Here is a 16,960-nt window from a genome sequence, read left to right as displayed (position 1 = left end):
CGGATACGTTCAAACTGGTGAACGTCCAGCGCATCCAGGCGGACGGTAGCAAGCGGTTTCTGTCCGGTGGTCGGGTGAAAGGCTGCTATAGCCCGCTTGGGATGATTCGGCCAGGCGAACCATTGTACCTATGCGAAGGCTGGGCAACTGGCGCGACCATTCAGGAGACAACCGGCCACCCCGTCGCCTGCGCGATGAACGCTGGCAACCTACTTTCGGTCGGCCAGTACCTGCGCAGCACCTACCCCGACGCCCTGCTGATCGTTGCCGGAGACGACGACCGCCAGACCGAAGGCAACCCCGGCAAGCGTGCTGCTATCACCACTGCCGCGACCCTGGGCTGTGGTCTGATCCTGCCACCCTGGGAAGGTGACGAACCCCTGAGCCTGTCTGACTTCAATGATTTGCACCAATGGCGGGAGGGTCAAAGATGAGCGAACTGATACCGCAACCACAATACGCCGCCCCGGCGCCGCTGCTGCCTGACACTGCGCCGCCGACACCCTACCCGCTGGACGCTCTACCGCCGTTGATGCGTGAAGCTGTCCGGGCCATTGCCGAGTTCGAGCAAGTACCGTTCGCCATCGCAGGACAATGCGCCATTGGTGCTGCTGCCCACCTGGCACAAACTCGCACAAACGCATGGCATCCGAAAGGCAATCCGGCTGGCGCCCCCTGTTCGCTTTTCATGCTGTCACTGTTCGGATCTGGCGAGGGGAAATCCAGCGCCCGCCGCCTGGCATTCAAGACGATTGACGAGGCAGAACGAGAACTGCGTAACCAGCACCGCCAGAAATGCAATGAAATCACGACCCAGGCGCGGCAACTCAAGGGCAAGGCGCGGGAGGAATTTATGGAAGCCAACCCGCTGCCAGACGACCCGCGAACACAATACAGTGACGCGACATTCGAGCCGCTCGCTGGTGACTTCATCCGGGGCAAGGCCGCTGCAAGCTGGGACACTGACGAAGGCGGGCAAATGCTGGGCGGATCGTCACTCAAGGCTGACACCGTGGCGGCAACGCTGGGAGGATTAACCAAGGCATTCGATGACGGGTACTTCGAGCGCACCCGGTCTCGTGGGAATGCTGAGGGCTCTGGGGTAGCTTACAACCGCCGCTTGAGCATTCACTTGTTGGCGCAACCCGTAGCGGTAGCGGAGGCGCTGACCAACCCGTTGTTCATTGGTCAGGGCTTTCTACCGCGCTTCCTGTTTTCCGCCCCGAACAGCCTGGCGGGTACGCGATTCATCACCGTGGAATCACTTAGCCGAAGTGCTTACGCCGATTCGCGCTTGCAACGCTACTGGGCACGCTGCAAGGAAATAGCCGCCAGCCCCGAATACATAGACCCGGACACCAACGAAGTTACCCCGCCGCTTTTAGCTCTGGATGATGCTGCAATCTGCCAATGGGCTGACTTCAAAAACGACATAGAGGCTGAGCTAGGGCCGCTTGGAGAATACGCAGCAATCAAGCCTTCCGCCAATCGGGTAGCACAGCAGGCACTACGCCTGGCTGCCGTGCTGGGCTGTTTCGAAGGACTGGAGCGGATCAATGCCGACTGTATGTACCGCGCATGCCTGCTGGCGCGGTACTCAGTATCGGAGTGGCTCCGTTACACCGACGCCGGGACCGCCAGCCCGCTGCTGAGAAATGCCGCCTATGCAATGGACTGGATGCGTGACCCGAAGCGTGCCGAGAGCTGGCGCATATTCGACAAGGCCAAGGCCGGCAAGTCATGGCCGCCCGCGATCAGATCCGCGAAGAAGCGGGACGCTGTATTGGCCGTACTGGTGGAGCATAGGCACCTGCTGACCACCAACGGCGAGCAGTTCAGGGTTAACCCGCTTGCGGAAACTGCGGAGAGCCAGCGATTACAAGGCTTTGCATTTGCGGACGATCTGCGGAGAACTGCGGAAAAGGTGCTGACGGACCAAGACTCCGCGACAAATCCGCAACCTTCCGCAAATCTTCCGCAACCTGAAACCCGCGTAAATAAAGGGCTTCCGCAGAATCCGCAGAATCCGCACGCCCCCGCGTCCGCAGAGACTATTCCTGACTATGAGGAGTTTTGAATCATGGCTGCCCTGGAGTACCTGCGCCGCGCCGGCCTGACTGTCGTGACCGTAGCCGACAAGCTGCGCGTCACCCCGGTGGAACGGATCACCCCGGACCTACGCCAGCACATAATGACCCACAAGGCCGAACTGTTGGCAGAGCTGGACGCCGCCAATGAAGCCGCAGCACCAGAGGACCAACCGCGGAGCCATGAGCCGGCCAGGCACACGCTGACAGCCGCCACCACTTCGCCTGAATGGCACAAGGCGCGAGAACAATACATCAACCACCTGATGGGCTGCCGAGCCTGCCACGCCCCCACAAGCCGCTACTGCGTGACTGGTGCGGATCTGCGCCAGCAATACACCGTCACGCCAATGGAGTTCATACAGTGAAAACTGAATCAGCGTCTGATGGGCGAGATCTGGAGTCAAAGCGGCCCTTCCTGCATTTCTGCGCGATCCAGCAAAGCCATACACAGCGGGCTATGTGGCCGGTTCCTGCGTTTCTCAATAGGGAGGGTGAAGGAACGGCGGACGATACCCAAGCCTGGGGAATGTCCGCCTCGGATGCGGACGCAATGCGGACGCATAGAAGACAGCTTGCAGCGTTACATCACCGTTACCCAAGGAGCCACATCATGGGAGAAGTTATCGACATCAACACCAGCGACACCGGCACCCACCGAGACGACCAAGGCCGGCACCTGGACGCTTACGGGCAGACTCTTCTGCTCGGCATCCTCTCTGACCTATGCCGTCAACGCGATCAAGAGGCAGACCCACAGCGAGCCAGCACGCTCGACAGTTTCGCCAAGCGGCTCGGCAAGGTGCTGGAACGGTACGAGCCAGACCAGTAAGCAGGAGCCAATACGCCCTAGTCCAGCATACCCGGCAGGGGGTGGGGGCTTTAGGTTCTTCCCTGGCGCCCTGCCCCTTGCGGGTAATTCGAACCCCGGTGCTTCGCTACATGTGAGCCAGCGCCAGCAGTTGGTTGTTGTGTCGTTATAACCCGGAGCAAAGGCCGCACGAGACAGCAGCACTGGAGGGGGTGGGTCAAAACTTCAGCGCACGCGGAGCCCGAACGTCGGGGGGAGCTACACTTTCGTTTCCACAAAATTCAAGTTTTGCAAACACATCAAGGCGACGTCTTCAAACCTAAATGAGCTAGTCTCTTAATGGACCCACCAAGGAGAGCGCCACAATGGAATGTCCAAAATGCAATCATGAAGACACTGCGGAGGCTTTCGGGCCTGATCGGCAGTGCCCCGCCTGCGGCGCTTACTATGACAAGGTAATTGCCCGCCTTAATGCTCAAGCAGCATCACCCGCGCCTAAAGCTCAACCCAAACCCCCCAGCCAGATAGCCAAACGCTTGCAGAACGCCAGTCAGGCTGTAAAAGCCAGCAAGGCAGAGCGGGCTAAAGGTTCACTGTATTGTGTAGCCTGTGGCACCCGAAGCGACGGCAAACAAAAGGCCAGAGGTTCGACGCTGGTGGAATTAGTGCTGTGGCTTACCTTTCTACTGCCAGGGCTTATTTACAGTGTCTGGCGCCTTAGCAACAAGTACCGCGCCTGCCCCGCGTGCGGATCAGCGGAACTGATACCAATTGACTCCCCCAAAGCGATTAGAGATATGGAGCGCATCAAATAACGAGACAAGGTGAGGGGGGGCAGAGCAAGCAAGAGGACAGAGTGTCTACCAAAGTGTCTACTGCTGACGACACAAACAAAAAAGCCCTGAATAATCAGGGCCTTATGTAAATATATGGCGGAGAGAGAGGGATTCGAACCCTCGATACGCTATTAACGTATACACACTTTCCAGGCGTGCGCCTTCAGCCACTCGGCCACCTCTCCGCAAATCCTGGAGCCGGCATGGCCGGTTCCAAGGCGCGCTAATTTACCGAAAGCGCCCCTGTTTAGCAAACCCTTTTTCCCCCATGGCAGCCTGATGCTGGAGTATTGCTCCGGAACTGGCCGGTCAGCTTTATATTGGTACACTGCAAACCATAAACGACCATGTCCGGTCGTCTCCACACAAAAGGGAATCTTTCATGAACGAGCTCGTTTCCTACCAATTCTCCGATGGCATCGCGCGACTTACGTTGAGCAACGGTAAGGTCAATGCCGTATCTCCAGCAGTCGTTGAAGCTTTCAACAAGGCACTGGACCAGGCTGAACAGGACAAGGCCGTTGTGGTCATCACAGGACAACCCGGTATTCTTTCCGGTGGATACGACCTCAAGGTGATGACATCGGGCCCTGACGCTGCGCGCGATCTGGTTGCATCGGGCTCCACTCTGGCGCGCCGCATGCTGTCGCATCCTTTTCCGGTAGTTGTTGCCTGTACCGGTCACGCTGTAGCGAAGGGCGCTTTCATTCTGCTGTCTGCCGACTACCGTATTGGCATCGAGGGGCCGTTCAAGATCGGTCTGAATGAAGTTGCCATCGGCATGACCATGCACCATGTGGGTATCGAGCTGGCGCGGGCGCGTTTGACCAACAGTGCGTTCAACCGCTCGGTGATCAACGCCGAAATGTTCGATCCGGCAGATGCGGTAACCGCGGGCTTCCTGGACAAGGTAGTACCCGCCGAGGAGCTGGAAAGCAAGGCAATGGAAATGGCCTCGCAGTTGACCAAGCTGAACATGACAGCCCATCGCAATACCAAGCTGAAAACCCGCAAAGAGCTGCTTGAGCTGCTGGATCGCTCAATCACTATAGACAAACAGCACGCCCTTTAAGCCAGGATCAGGTTACGACTCGAATCGATTTGCCCAGACAAAGCCCCCCAGGCTGAATTATCCTGACGCCTATTTGTTCGGGGAACGACGACTAAATGGATTCGCTTACTCAAGCTGTGCTGGGCGCCTCTGTAGGAGGCGCCATGCTGGGACGCTGGCACGGACGCAAGGCCCTGATTGCTGGCGCGGTGCTCGGTACACTGCCAGACATGGATGTAGTGCTGGACTTCGGCGATGCTGTCGCAGACATGACCTACCACCGCGGCTTCAGCCATTCGCTGTTCGTTCTTACCGCTCTGAGTCTGCTGCTCGCCTTTCTGGCAAGACGCTTCCGACCTCACCCTGATTACACCGCAGTTCGATTATGGCTGTGCGTCTGGCTGATTCTTGTCACCCACGTTCTGCTCGACGCGTTCACTACCTACGGCACGCAGCTTTTCTGGCCAATGACCACCGCGCCGGTCGCGATCTCGAGTATTTTCATTATCGACCCGATTTTCACCTTGCCGCTTTTATTGGCGGTCATTGTGGGCCTGATCAGCGGTCTGAATCGCGCCGCAATTCGCTGGCAACATGCTGCACTGATGCTAAGCAGCCTGTATCTGCTCAGTACCCTGGCAGGCAAATATATGGCGGAACACCGGCTCGACCGTGCCCTCGCTGTCGCAGGCATTGAGACTGAGCATCGTTTCAGCTCGCCCACTCCTTTCAACACGCTACTCTGGCGCGTGGTAGCTGTAGACGGAGACCAATATTACGAGGGGCTGACCGGATGGTTTGATAGCAGCCTGCCGGAACTGATCAAATTACCGCGAAATTACAGCGAGGCATCGCAGGCCCTGGAGGGCTCAGTGCAGCATCAAAGACTGCGCTGGTTTACCCGTGACATGCTGCGCTACGACCTCATTCAAGGTCAGTGGGTGGTTACCGATCTGCGGCTGGGCATGACCGGCTATCATCCCTTCCGCTTTGCCCTTGCCAACGTTTCCGATGATGGGCAAACCAGTTCATTGATCCGTGACTCCGAGCTGTGGCCCGCACCAAGTGCGGACCTGGGCCAGCTAGGGGATCTGTTCAGGCGCGCAGTGGACGGTGAGTACCGCTTTCCCCTGGAAGCCCTGGCAAGCAACCTGGGCGAAATGCCAGCGGCACCGGGCCAGGTAAGATAAAGCCCGTCCATAACCGCTGATGATGCCAAGCAACAGCGCAACACCAGCCGCTCTCTGCGATAATGCGAGTATTATCGCAACGGACACAGAGCATGACAGCTGAACTGAGCGCAACCGGCGGCGAGAATCGTCGGGGCCTGGCAATGATTGCTGCCCTGCTGGCGATCTTCACTACTATCTTTGCCAGCAATCTGCCCACTCCCCTCTACTCCTATTGGAAGGATCAATGGGGGTTTTCTTCGACAGCGCTGACTGCCGTTTTTTCCATCTATGTATTGGGTGTGGTAGCCACACTGCTTACCCTGGGATCGCTATCGGACAAACTCGGCCGCCGCCAGATGATGGTGCCCGGCCTTGTATTTATCCTTGCTGGCGCGACCGCATTCCTCCTGGCCACGGATATATACGGACTGGGCCTGGCCCGTTTGCTGACCGGCATCGGTACTGGCCTGGTTACCGGGGCTGCTTCCGCCGCCCTGGTAGAACTGGAGCCGGATGAGAACTGGACCCGTGCGGCCACCCTGTCGGCGCTGTTTTTTACCCTGGGCGCCTTTGCGGGCCCCACGGTCAGCTCAATTGCGCTGTACTTCGGTGCAGGTGCAGCATTCTGGCCTTTTCTGGTGGTTATTGCGCTTACTCTGGGCTCAATCATTCTGCTACTGACCGCGCCCTGGCCTACTCATCTGGGCCAGCGCCAGCACAACTTCAGACTACGCAACTGGCGACCGACCACTATCAAGGTCCCGCGCGAACTTCTTGGTGCGTTCATATTCGCAGCCGCCGCCATATGTCTGGCCTGGTCAACCGGAAGCCTGTACGCCTCCCTGGGTCCATCGCTGGCAATGAACCTGACCGGCATCAGTGATCGCGCCGTTGCTGGCTTGTTTGCGGCAGCCTGGCAGTTGATGGCGGGGATAAGTCAATTTGCCTGCCAACGCCAACCCCTCAACCGATTGTTGATTGCCGGTCCCATCATGCTCATTAGTGGCCTGGTTGTGATGGCAGCCTCAGTGCTACTCAGCTCACCCTCACTTTTCGCACTGGCGACGCTGGCGACGGCTACCGGCGCCGGAGCTACCGGGGTCGTGGCAATTGCCTCGATCAGCCAGGTAGCGCCACCAGCAGAGCGCGGCGGCATCATCTCCGCGTTCTATCTGATGGCGTATCTGACGATGGCGTCGGTGGTACTCGGGGTGGGCTTTACCAGCGATGTAATCGGTTTTGGCACGACCGTACTGGGCTTCACCACACTTATTTCATTCGCTGCACTGGCGTTGATGATTTCCGCAGTGCGCAGCGGACGTGCAACCTTCTGGTGATCACCCAAGCCACCAGCGCCAGGCAAAGAAGCAGAGCAGTGCGCCAATAATGGTCACCAGCAAATTGCGCCACCGCGCGGCGAGGACGATCGCCACGATACCGCCTACGAGATAGGCGTTATCCATACCCAGATCCAGCTGACCACCATCAGGCTTGAGCATGGCGGGTGCGATTATTGCGGTGAGTACAGCCACTGGCACGTAATTCAAACCCTGGGCCACCCAAGGGGTGAACCTCACGCGGTGCCCGACGGCAAAAAGTGTGTAGCGGATAGCAAAAGTAATCAGGGCCATACCGGCTATCAGGGCGATCTCCTGGGGAGTCATAGGTTACCTCCCTGCCCCGCCAGATGGCCGGACAATCGCTCGGCCAATATGCCCGCGGTGACTCCAACCAGTGACGCCAGCATCAATCCGAGCTTGTAGGGCAAGCCGTGGGCCGCTACTGCTACGGCTGCGGCAGCCAGGGCGGCAACCAGCATCGGCCGGGTTCGCAATAACGGGACAACAATGCCGATAAAGGTGGCGACCATCGCGAAGTCCAAACCCCATTCAGCCATTCCCGGTAGCGAGCGACCAAGCAGAACACCTACCAGGGTGCAAAGAAACCAGTTGCTGTACATGGCAAGGCATGAACCGAGAAAATACCAGTGCTTGTCTTTCAGGGGTTCGTTCGGGTCAAGGTAATGCCTGTGCGCTACTGCATAGCTTTCATCGGTCAACCAGAACGCCAGAGGTACACGCCAGCGCTGCGACAGAAGCCGAACGTATGGCAGGAGGCTTGCGCTGTAGAGTAGATGCCGCAGGTTGACGATCAAGGTGGTGAGCAGAATGACCAGCAGACCGGTACCAGATGCAATCAGACCGATCGCGATGAACTGGGCCGAGCCGGCAAAAACCAGGGCGGACATGGCCAGTGTTGCGGTGGCAGACAGTCCGGAAGAAACGGCCAGCGTGCCGAAAATAATGCCGAACGGCAAAGCGCCGACCAACATCGGGATCGTGTCCCTGGCTCCCATTAACGCAGACTTGCAACGCGGTGACATGCTATCGCCCCTTATCCATCAGGGGGGCAAAACTACGCCCTGTCGTCAAGGCACACAAGATACAGTTAGGCGCGAACAGGTCTCAGTGCAGATGCACATAACGGCTGATCAGCGCCCTCAGTGCGGCCGGCTTGATCGGCTTGGGTAAAAAGTCCAGCCCGGCAGCACGGATCTGCGCCACCAGCTCACTGCGGCCATCGGCGCTGATTACCACGCCGGGCAGCTCTTCGGCCAACCGCTCGCGCAACCACTGAACCAGGGCGGTACCGGTGTCCCCGGCATCCAGATGATAATCCACCAGAATCAGCTGCGGGCGAAATCCGGAGGCCAGTAGCTGCTCGACCTCAGAACGATCCCGAGCCACGGCAACTTGGCATTGCCAGCGGCTTAGCAGGCTGTACATGCCGGTGAGGATATTTTCTTCGTTATCCACACAAAGCACCCGCGCTCCGCTGACTGTCGGACTTGGCTGCAGGACGGACGGTGCCGCATGGGACAGACTGGCTGTGGCCAGTGGCAAGGCCACACTGAAAACACTGCCACTGCCCGGCCAGGAGCGCACGGCCAGTTCATGCCCGAGAACCCGACATATCCCGTCGGCAATCGCCAGCCCCAGTCCGAGTCCTTTTTCAGCCTGGGTATTATGACTGTCCAGCCTCTGAAACTCTTCGAAGATGACGCGTAGCTTGTCCACGGGAATGCCTGGCCCGCGATCCCACACCTCGATTCTTACCTGATTACCCTGTCGACGCGTGCCCATAACCACCTTTGCGCGACCCGCATAACGAAACGCGTTGGTCAGAAAGTTCTGCAGCACCCGACGCAAGAGTCGCATGTCGCTGCGCACGCGCAGGTGGCTGTCGTGCACGCGCAGATCGACGCCCCGCTCCACCGCCAGGGCGCCAAACTCGATACGCAGGGGTTCAAAGAGCTCGCCCAGGGCAAAATCATTCCATTCTGGGGTGATCCGACCGGCTTCAAGCCGTGAAATATCCAGCAAATCCGAAATGAGATCTTCAGCCGAACGCAGGGAAGAATCCAGATGATGCACCAGCTCTTGCGCCTCGGAAGGCAAGCCCACCTGATGGGACAGTGACGCTGAGAACAATCTTGCCGCATTCATCGGTTGCATCAGGTCGTGGCTCACTGCGGTGAGAAACCGGCTCTGCGACTGGCTGGCGCGTTCGGTCTGGGCCTTGGCGAGGGTGAGCGCCTGATTGAGCTTCGACAGCTCGCTGGTGCGCTCGGCAACACGCTGTTCCAGACGTTCGTTGTATTCCTTGAGCGCCTGCTCGGCCCTGCGAAACTCCGTGATATCGGTAAAGCTCATGACAAAGCCACCACCAGGCATTGGATTGCCGATGATTTCGATAACCTGTCCATTGGGGAACAGCCGTTCGGACCGATGGGCATTGCCCTTGCGCATCCAATTAATGCGTTTGGTCACATGGTCACGTGGATCGCCTGGACCACATAAGCCTCGGCTGGCGTTATACAGGATGAGATCGGCAATGGGCGTATCTATCGCAATCAATCCCTCGGGATATTCGAACATGTCCACATAGCGCCGATTCCAGGCCACGAGCCGAAGTTCGCGGTCAACCACACTGATCCCCTGACTGATGTTCTCGATCGCGCCTTGCAGCAGTCCCCGATTGAACTGCAATACCTCGGTTGCCTCGTCGACAATGCGTACCACGTCATCGAATTGCATGTCGCGGCCTTCAATCGCTGTCTTGACTACGGCCCTGGCAGAGGAAGCCCCCAGAACCCCAGCCAGCAGGCGTTCGCTGTGGGCAATCCAGGCATTGCCGGCAATCTGTGAACCGGACAGCGATGGTCCTTGGCTCAGGGCAAAACGCTCGAAGCTCCGTTGCGCGCGCTCCTGACCGACAAATCGCGCCGCCAGCAGCAGCAGGTCATCTACGGTCACACGCAGTAGCGCGCGACTGGGGCCCTCCTGCCAGGGCGAGGAATCCGGGCTAACAAAACGGCTCGCCTGCCAGTGTTCAACAACCCGGGTTCTACTGAACCCCGATACCAGAATGAAAAACACCACATTGCCAGCCAATGCAATCAGACTTGCCAGGGTCAGACTATCAATCGGAAGATCAAGCGAATCACTGTAAAGGCTGGCCAACAGGGGCCAGCCCTCCAATTGCCAACCCAGCAACGGCAAGATCAGAGTGTACAGCCACAGACTACTGCCCACTGCCAGACCGGCAAAAACACCAGCACGATTGGCTTGTTTCCAGAACAGAGCACCAAACATGGCCGGGGCGAGTTGGGCTATGGCGGCAAAGGCAATCTGTCCAATGCTCGCCAACGTACCTGCTGAGCCAATCAATCGATAAACCACATAAGCCAGCAACAGAATGACCAGGATGCTGGTACGTCTGACGTTGAGAAGCAGGCCTCGAAACTCCTCATAGGTCCGCTCAGGCCGGTTCCTCTTGCGCAGCAGCAAGGGCAGAACAACATCGTTCGACACCATGGTGCTAAGGGCACTGGCCGCAACGATCACCATACCGGTCGCAGCCGATGCGCCGCCAATAAATGCCAGCAAAGCCAGGATCGGGCTACCCTGCAATAGCGGCAGGCTGATCACATAGGAGTCTGCCGATACTGTTGGCCCCAGAGTCATCTGCCCAGCGAGACTGATGGGCAGAACAAACAGACCGGCAAGAATCAGATAGGCCGGAAACACCCAACGCGCCAGACGCAGATCACCGGGTTCGATATTCTCGACCACGGCTACCTGAAATTGGCGGGGCAGACAGAGAAACGCCAGGATCGCAATGAACGACTGGAACAGAAGATTGGTAAACAGGGTATCGCGCTGCCAGTAAGCCTGAAGCTCCGGGCTGGAACCGGCCCTCTGCAGCAAGTCTCCCACTCCACCGAACAGGCTGAAGGTGACAAAAATGCCCACCGCCAGAAAAGCAAAGAGCTTGACCAGTGACTCAAAGGCGATAGCCAGCATCATGCCCCGGTGGTGCTCGGTAGCGTCGAGGCTGCGTGTTCCAAACAGAACGGTGAAGAGGGCCAGTACGAAGGTGATGATAAGTGCTGTGTCTTCTGCGCCGCTGGTACCGGCAAGGGTCGCAGTGCCTGTCAGGGACGAACCACTGAGCAGGTTGTAACCCAGAACAATGCCCTTGAGCTGCAAGGCAATGTAAGGCAGCACGCTGACCAGACACAGAATGCTGACCGCTACCGCGAGTCCACGGGATTTTCCGTAGCGCGAGGAGATGAAATCGGCAATGGAGGTGATGTTTTCCTGTTTGCTGATCGCGATCATTCGAGCATACAGGCGCCAACCACACAGAAAGAGAACGACCGGACCTATATAGATGGGAAGAAAATTCCACAACTGGTCCGAGGCCATACCCACGGCACCAAAGAACGTCCAACTGGTGCACCAGACAGCCAGAGACAGACTGTAAACCCATACCCGCAAACGCGGATTGAACTCACTGGTCTGCCTGTCGCCCCAGAACGCGATAGCGAACAGCAACGCCATGTATAGCAGAAAGATTGAGGCGACCAGCAAACCTGAAAGCATCACGTAACGACACCTTGAACAAGGTGACCAGTCTGTCAGCCGGCCCTGGCTTTGCCCAGATGCGCCGACTACGACTTAGGTCTAAACATCGGACGGTTGTTGCAGTCCGGGCTAGAAGTTTTCCAGCAGAACCAGCCCCCAGACGACCGCCAGAAGAATAAGACCGAGCATTTGCGCTGCGCTGCCCATATCCTTCGACGCCTTGGACAGTGGGTGGGTCTCAAGGGAAATACGATCGATTGCGGCCTCGATAGCCGAGTTAAGTAGCTCGATAATCAAGGAGATGAGTACGCTGCCAATCAATAATGCCCTGGATACCAGACCAACCGGCAGAAACAAGGCCACGGGTATCAGAACAAGCGCCATCCATACCAGTTGGCGAAAGGCCGCCTCGCCGCGGTAAGCCGCCATCAGGCCATCCAGAGAATAGCCGCAGGCGTTCCATATGCGTCGAAGTCCGGTCACGCCCTTGTACGGATTGGTCATGCACTCAAGCCCGCGTGGGTCAGTTCCATCTGCTGCAGCACCAGCGCTGCCTGGGTGCGAGTCCGTACCCCCAGCTTACGGAAAATAGCGGTCACATGGGCCTTGACCGTCGCCTCTGACACGGTCAGTTCGTAGGCAATCTGCTTATTCAGCAGGCCATCGCAGACCATTGTCAAAACACGAAACTGCTGTGGTGTGAGGCTGGCGAGTTGGGCACTGACGATTTTTTCCTGCTCCGATAGTGGCCCTCCGCTGCCGACCACATGCGTCCAACTGGTTCCACCTTCAAGTACCGTGCGGACTGCCTGCTGGATCTCCTCAAGGGATGAGGATTTGGGAATAAAGCCACTGGCACCGAAGTCGCGCGCGCGATTAACCACGGAGGACTCTTCCTGGGCCGAAATAACCACCACCGGTATATGCGGATACTGGCCGCGAAGCAGCACCAGCCCCGAAAAACCGTAGGCCCCGGGCATGTTCAGATCCAGCAGAACCAGATCCCAGGTATCTCGCTTCTCCAGGCTACCCTGCAGTTCGGTAATACTGCCCACTTCAGTGAGCTGAACCTGCGCGTCAGCAGCAACAAGGGCCTGGCGCAGCGCGCTGCGAAATAGGGGGTGATCGTCTGCGATTAAAATATCGTAGGTGGGAGCCATACCTGATGTTCTCGACAGTAATGTTATTTTTGTTGGTTTCGTGAAGCAAAGCGTGACAGCAGCCAGAGAACCCGTCAATTAGCTGGCGGCATAGGCTCAATGACACGTGGATCATGCGCAACTGTATCTGTTTTTGGACAAAAGCTGTAGGCATACTCCGCGCCGGAGCAATTCAAGCGGAGCAAGACATGAAATCCAGAGCCTACCGAGCCGACCTGCTCATGCTCATTACAGCCCTTATCTGGGGCTCGACCTTTGTCGCCCAGAGCAAGGGAATGGAGCACATCGGGCCCTTTCTCTATACCGGACTGCGATTTCTGCTTGGGGCCCTGGCGGTACTGCCCCTGGTATTGCTCGCCAAGCCTGGCACCGCGCCTGGCGGACACCGCTTTAGCCGCCCGATGCTTATGGGAAGTCTGGTTCTGGGCCTGGTACTGACCCTGGGTATTAACCTGCAGCAGATCGGCCTGATGTTCACTACCGTGACCAATTCGGGATTCATTACCGGTCTGTACGTTATCCTGGTGCCGGTGTTTGGACTCTTCATCGGTATGCGCACCGGGATAGGAACCTGGGCCGGAGCAGGTCTGGCGCTTGTCGGAATGCTGCTATTAAGCGTGAATGCCGATTACAGCATTGCCCGTGGCGATTGGCTGCAATTGACCGGGGCAGCATGCTGGGCTGCCCACGTACTGCTGGTCAGCTCCCTGGCCAGTCGCTTTGATCCGGTACGCGTGGCTTTCTGCCAATTCGTGGTGTGTTCGGTAATCAGCCTGGTTCTGGCATTTATTTTCGAGCCTGTGGTCTGGGCATCGATCTTGCTGGCGGGCCCTTCCATTCTATATGGCGGTTTGCTGGCTGTGGGCGTAGCTTTCACCCTTCAGGTTGTAGCGCAGCGTGACGCAATTGCCTCCCATGCCGCCGTCATACTCAGCCTGGAAGCCGTGTTCGCTGCGCTGGCAGGCTGGCTGATTCTCAATGAAACACTGAGCCTCAGGGGCTTCATCGGCTGCTGTCTGATGCTTGCTGGCATGCTGATAGCCCAACTGGTGCCATTGCTTCTGGAAAGACGCAAGGCCATTGTTCCGGTTCAGCAGGAACCGGCAGGACATCACTGAGCGTTCACGTGCATGGACAGATGCAACGCAAGACGTTGATGCGCTGGCGTATCCAGATCGACTGGGCGATTGGCCCGCGATGCGAGATAGGCTTCGGTAAAGAGGTCGAAATAGTCCCCAAGCAACTGTGCATCTGTTTCATCGCCGGCCAGAGCCAGGCAGGCAGCAGCAACTTCGACGGTGCACAGATGCTCCTCTCGGCAGGACCGACGTAATCGGTAGCGCGAGAGCTGCTCGGTACGCAGGCTCAGAATCGGTAACCCGGCCAGACAAGGGCTTTTTCGAAACATCTTGCGCGCTTGTGTCCAGGTTGCGTCAAGAATGATCAATAGCGGTCGCTTGCCTGAAGCGCTTCGCTCAGGTAACTCCTGCAATACCTGCTGATTGGGCTGCGCATACTCCCCCGGAAAAACGATGTAGGGCTGCCATTGCGGATCTGCGAGTAGCTGCTCCAGCTGTGGAGCGGTTTCCGTGCGGGACCAGACAAAGGCGTGCGTCGCCGGCAGGCAGTCGGCAATCAGCCTACCGGTATTGGTGGGCTTGAGTGGCTCCAGGGGATGCATGATCAGACAGATGCCCACTGATGTTGCCAGCCTGGGTTGCCAGTCACACAGGCATGCCTTGGGTGCAAGCAGGCAACCCTCGCAACGCTGCATGAACGAGCCACGGGCGAGAAAGGGTCTTGTCGATTTATCGCGCAACTGCCTTCGCAGCCGGTGCACAGCGTGCTCGGGGTGTTTCTCTTCGGTCATGGGTATCCACAATGAGATTTGGTGCCTGATGAGCATTCTGACACAATCAAAACCCCTTTGAGCGGGCTTGCCACGAACCAGTTCACTCTTCGGCTGTCGAAGGTTGCAGTCCGTCACACATTCCGATCAATGGAGAAAACTATGCGCTGGTTATCCCTGACCACCACCCTGATGGTTGCAGCTCTTATCGCCCTTCCTGTCCAGGCGCAATCGCTTCGGGAAATGCGCTTGCAGGATACCCTGGAGGACGTTGCCAAGCAGAGCAGCGTGGGAACACCCCGTCCACTCAACGACGATATTGTGGATGAAGGGTTCAGCGCGCGCGACGGTCATCTGATCAATTATCTCTCGGTGAACGAAGCTTATGCGGCGCAATTGCAGTCCGAACCTCTGGTTGTGCGCAGCCAGTTACAGGCCAGCGTGTGCACCAACCCCCAGTTTCGTCGTCTGATGGACATGGGCGCTACCCTGACCTACCACTTCGTGCTGACAGATACCACGCAGCCTGTCCTGACGCACAGCTTTGTCTCAGAGCACTGCCAGTCATTCTGAGCTGCTGCAGGTCAATATAAAGGTCCACAACGCCGCGCATAATGGAGTTTTAGGCGGAGAATACCCACATGGCTCTACTCACCTTTAAAGGCGCAGTTCAACAGGTTACCGGCTCCTGCTATCTGCTGGAGGCCAACGGCTGTCGTGTTCTGCTGGAATGCGGCATGACCCAGGGGTATCGCCGGGAAGAAGCACAGAACCGTAATCGCTTCGACTTTATGCCGGCCAACCTGGACGCCGTTGTTATATCCCACGCGCACCTGGATCACTCGGGTCTCCTGCCCAAACTGGTAGCTGAGGGTTATAGCGGTCCCATTCACATGACCCAGGGCTGCGCAGAACTCCTGAAGCTCATGCTTAGCGACGCTGCAGCACTACAACAACGCGATACCGATTGGGAAAACAAGTGGCGCAGACGCGCCGGAAAACCCCTCCTTGAACCGCTCTACACCCAAGAGGATACCGATGCTGCTATTGGCCTGTGCAAGACTCACGAGTACGGGCTCGAAGCACCAATAGCCGATGGTATCAATGTCACCTTCCATGACGCTGGGCACATTCTGGGATCCTCTATCGTGGAAATAACCATCCATGAGGCGCATAACCTCTCCCGCAAGCTGGTGTTTTCAGGAGACCTGGGCAACAGCCAATCGCCCCTGTTGCGACTACCTGAATCTATTGGGGAAGCAGATCTGCTGTTGATGGAATCTACCTACGGCGATCGTGACCACCGTGATCTGGACGAAACCCTTGAAGAGTTCAAGGAGATACTTGACGCCGCATGGGCCAGCGGCGGAAACGTCCTGATTCCGTCGTTTGCGGTTGGTCGTACGCAGGACATTCTCTACTACCTGGGCAAGTTCTATCAGGCCGGCACGCTAAAGCAACAGGCCGTCTTTCTGGATAGTCCGATGGCTATAGCAGCAACAGAAATCTACGATCGATTTCGCAAGGATTTCAGACCTGCGGAAAAAGCGCTGATAGAAAACCAGAAAGAGGGTGACCTCAAGCACTGGCTACCGATTCTCAAGTGCACGCCAAGTACCGAGGAATCCATGGCAATCAACCGTGTCAGCGGGGGCGCTATTATTATTGCAGGATCTGGCATGTGTAACGGAGGGCGTATCGTTCATCATTTCAAGCACAATCTGTGGCGAGAGGACTGTCATATCATCATGCCGGGCTTCCAGGCCAAGGGTACCCTGGGCCGTCGTCTGGTTGATGGTGAAAAAAATGTGCGCATCATCCATCAGAGCCTCGCCGTGAAAGCCCAATTGCATACCCTTGGTGGATTTTCTGCGCATGCGGGCCAGTCACAACTGATTGAATGGCTTGGCCACTTCAAACGCAGTCCTGAAATCTACCTGGTGCATGGTGAGCTGGAGAAGAGTCAAGCACTTGCAGAGGCGATAAAGGCTAGGCTCGGCTGGCTGGCGAACATACCCGAATTGGATGAACAAATAGCGTTCTGACAATCGCTCAAACTGGCAC

Annotated in this window: 16 protein-coding genes and 1 tRNA gene; 10 read left to right on the top strand and 7 right to left on the bottom strand. The window is 57.5% G+C overall.

Going from position 1 to position 16,960, the window contains the following annotated elements:
• The 4 genes from AAC076_RS04070 to AAC076_RS04055 all read left to right on the top strand — a co-directional run.
• The coding region (locus AAC076_RS04070; protein WP_339843119.1) for a toprim domain-containing protein at nt 1-434 on the top strand (434 nt) is incomplete at its 5' end.
• On the top strand, nt 431-2,077 hold the full coding sequence (locus AAC076_RS04065; protein WP_339843118.1) for a DUF3987 domain-containing protein: 1,647 nt from the start codon (nt 431-433) through the stop codon (nt 2,075-2,077). The genes AAC076_RS04070 and AAC076_RS04065, both read left to right, overlap by 4 nt.
• Nucleotides 2,078-2,080: 3 nt before the next feature.
• Nucleotides 2,081-2,455, top strand: a complete 375-nt coding sequence (locus AAC076_RS04060; RefSeq protein ID WP_339843117.1) for a hypothetical protein — start codon at nt 2,081-2,083, stop codon at nt 2,453-2,455.
• A 245-nt stretch (nt 2,456-2,700) separates the two neighbouring features.
• A complete protein-coding gene (locus tag AAC076_RS04055; RefSeq protein WP_339843116.1) occupies nt 2,701-2,919 on the top strand; it encodes a hypothetical protein in 219 nt (72 codons plus the stop codon).
• Between the two features lie 909 nt (nt 2,920-3,828).
• Here AAC076_RS04055 and AAC076_RS04050 read toward each other — a convergent pair.
• Nucleotides 3,829-3,919: transfer RNA gene (locus tag AAC076_RS04050), tRNA-Ser, on the bottom strand.
• Nucleotides 3,920-4,116: 197 nt separating this feature from the next.
• On the opposite strand from AAC076_RS04050, the gene AAC076_RS04045 reads away from it, so the two are divergent.
• The 3 genes from AAC076_RS04045 to AAC076_RS04035 all read left to right on the top strand — a co-directional run bounded on the left by AAC076_RS04045 (nt 4,117) and on the right by AAC076_RS04035 (nt 7,294).
• Entirely contained in the window at nt 4,117-4,806 is a 690-nt protein-coding gene (locus AAC076_RS04045; RefSeq protein ID WP_339843115.1) for a crotonase/enoyl-CoA hydratase family protein, read from the top strand.
• A 95-nt stretch (nt 4,807-4,901) separates the two neighbouring features.
• On the top strand, nt 4,902-5,975 hold the full coding sequence (locus AAC076_RS04040; RefSeq protein ID WP_339843114.1) for a metal-dependent hydrolase: 1,074 nt from the start codon (nt 4,902-4,904) through the stop codon (nt 5,973-5,975).
• A 92-nt stretch (nt 5,976-6,067) separates the two neighbouring features.
• Entirely contained in the window at nt 6,068-7,294 is a 1,227-nt protein-coding gene (locus tag AAC076_RS04035) for an MFS transporter (protein WP_339843113.1), read from the top strand.
• Here AAC076_RS04035 and AAC076_RS04030 read toward each other — a convergent pair whose 3' ends face one another.
• The 5 genes from AAC076_RS04030 to AAC076_RS04010 form a co-directional block, all read right to left on the bottom strand.
• Nucleotides 7,295-7,621 (bottom strand): AzlD domain-containing protein, encoded by a 327-nt coding sequence (locus AAC076_RS04030; protein ID WP_339843112.1) that lies wholly within the window; start codon nt 7,619-7,621, stop codon nt 7,295-7,297. It abuts the gene before it with no gap.
• Nucleotides 7,618-8,340, bottom strand: coding sequence for an AzlC family ABC transporter permease (locus tag AAC076_RS04025; protein ID WP_339843111.1), 723 nt, complete (start codon nt 8,338-8,340; stop codon nt 7,618-7,620). The genes AAC076_RS04030 and AAC076_RS04025 overlap by 4 nt, the downstream gene beginning before the upstream one ends.
• A gap of 82 nt (nt 8,341-8,422) precedes the next feature.
• A complete protein-coding gene (locus AAC076_RS04020) occupies nt 8,423-11,908 on the bottom strand; it encodes a PAS domain-containing hybrid sensor histidine kinase/response regulator (protein WP_339843110.1) in 3,486 nt (1,161 codons plus the stop codon).
• A 108-nt stretch (nt 11,909-12,016) separates the two neighbouring features.
• On the bottom strand, nt 12,017-12,391 hold the full coding sequence (locus AAC076_RS04015) for a diacylglycerol kinase (RefSeq protein ID WP_339843109.1): 375 nt from the start codon (nt 12,389-12,391) through the stop codon (nt 12,017-12,019).
• Nucleotides 12,388-13,047 (bottom strand): response regulator transcription factor, encoded by a 660-nt coding sequence (locus AAC076_RS04010; protein WP_339843108.1) that lies wholly within the window; start codon nt 13,045-13,047, stop codon nt 12,388-12,390. Before AAC076_RS04010 ends, AAC076_RS04015 begins: the two co-directional genes overlap by 4 nt.
• A 188-nt stretch (nt 13,048-13,235) precedes the next feature.
• On the opposite strand from AAC076_RS04010, the gene AAC076_RS04005 reads away from it, so the two are divergent.
• Nucleotides 13,236-14,165, top strand: coding sequence for a DMT family transporter (locus tag AAC076_RS04005; protein ID WP_339843107.1), 930 nt, complete (start codon nt 13,236-13,238; stop codon nt 14,163-14,165).
• Here the strand turns inward: AAC076_RS04005 and AAC076_RS04000 are convergent.
• On the bottom strand, nt 14,159-14,917 hold the full coding sequence (locus tag AAC076_RS04000; protein WP_339843106.1) for a tRNA-uridine aminocarboxypropyltransferase: 759 nt from the start codon (nt 14,915-14,917) through the stop codon (nt 14,159-14,161). The two genes, AAC076_RS04005 and AAC076_RS04000, sit on opposite strands and share 7 nt — an antisense overlap.
• Before the next feature lie 141 nt (nt 14,918-15,058).
• Here AAC076_RS04000 and AAC076_RS03995 point away from each other — a divergent pair, with 141 nt between their 5' ends.
• Complete coding sequence (locus tag AAC076_RS03995; protein ID WP_339843105.1) at nt 15,059-15,469, top strand: PA3611 family quorum-sensing-regulated virulence factor; 411 nt, start codon at nt 15,059-15,061, stop codon at nt 15,467-15,469.
• 68 nt (nt 15,470-15,537) lie between these two features.
• Complete coding sequence (locus tag AAC076_RS03990; RefSeq protein WP_339843104.1) at nt 15,538-16,941, top strand: MBL fold metallo-hydrolase; 1,404 nt, start codon at nt 15,538-15,540, stop codon at nt 16,939-16,941.
• Nucleotides 16,942-16,960: the final 19 nt, after the last annotated feature.

Origin of the sequence: uncultured Halopseudomonas sp., assembly GCF_963977355.1 — a bacterium.
Taxonomy (GTDB): domain Bacteria; phylum Pseudomonadota; class Gammaproteobacteria; order Pseudomonadales; family Pseudomonadaceae; genus Halopseudomonas.
Note: the sequence above shows the minus strand (reverse complement) of the source record. Positions and strands in the feature narration are given on the sequence as shown.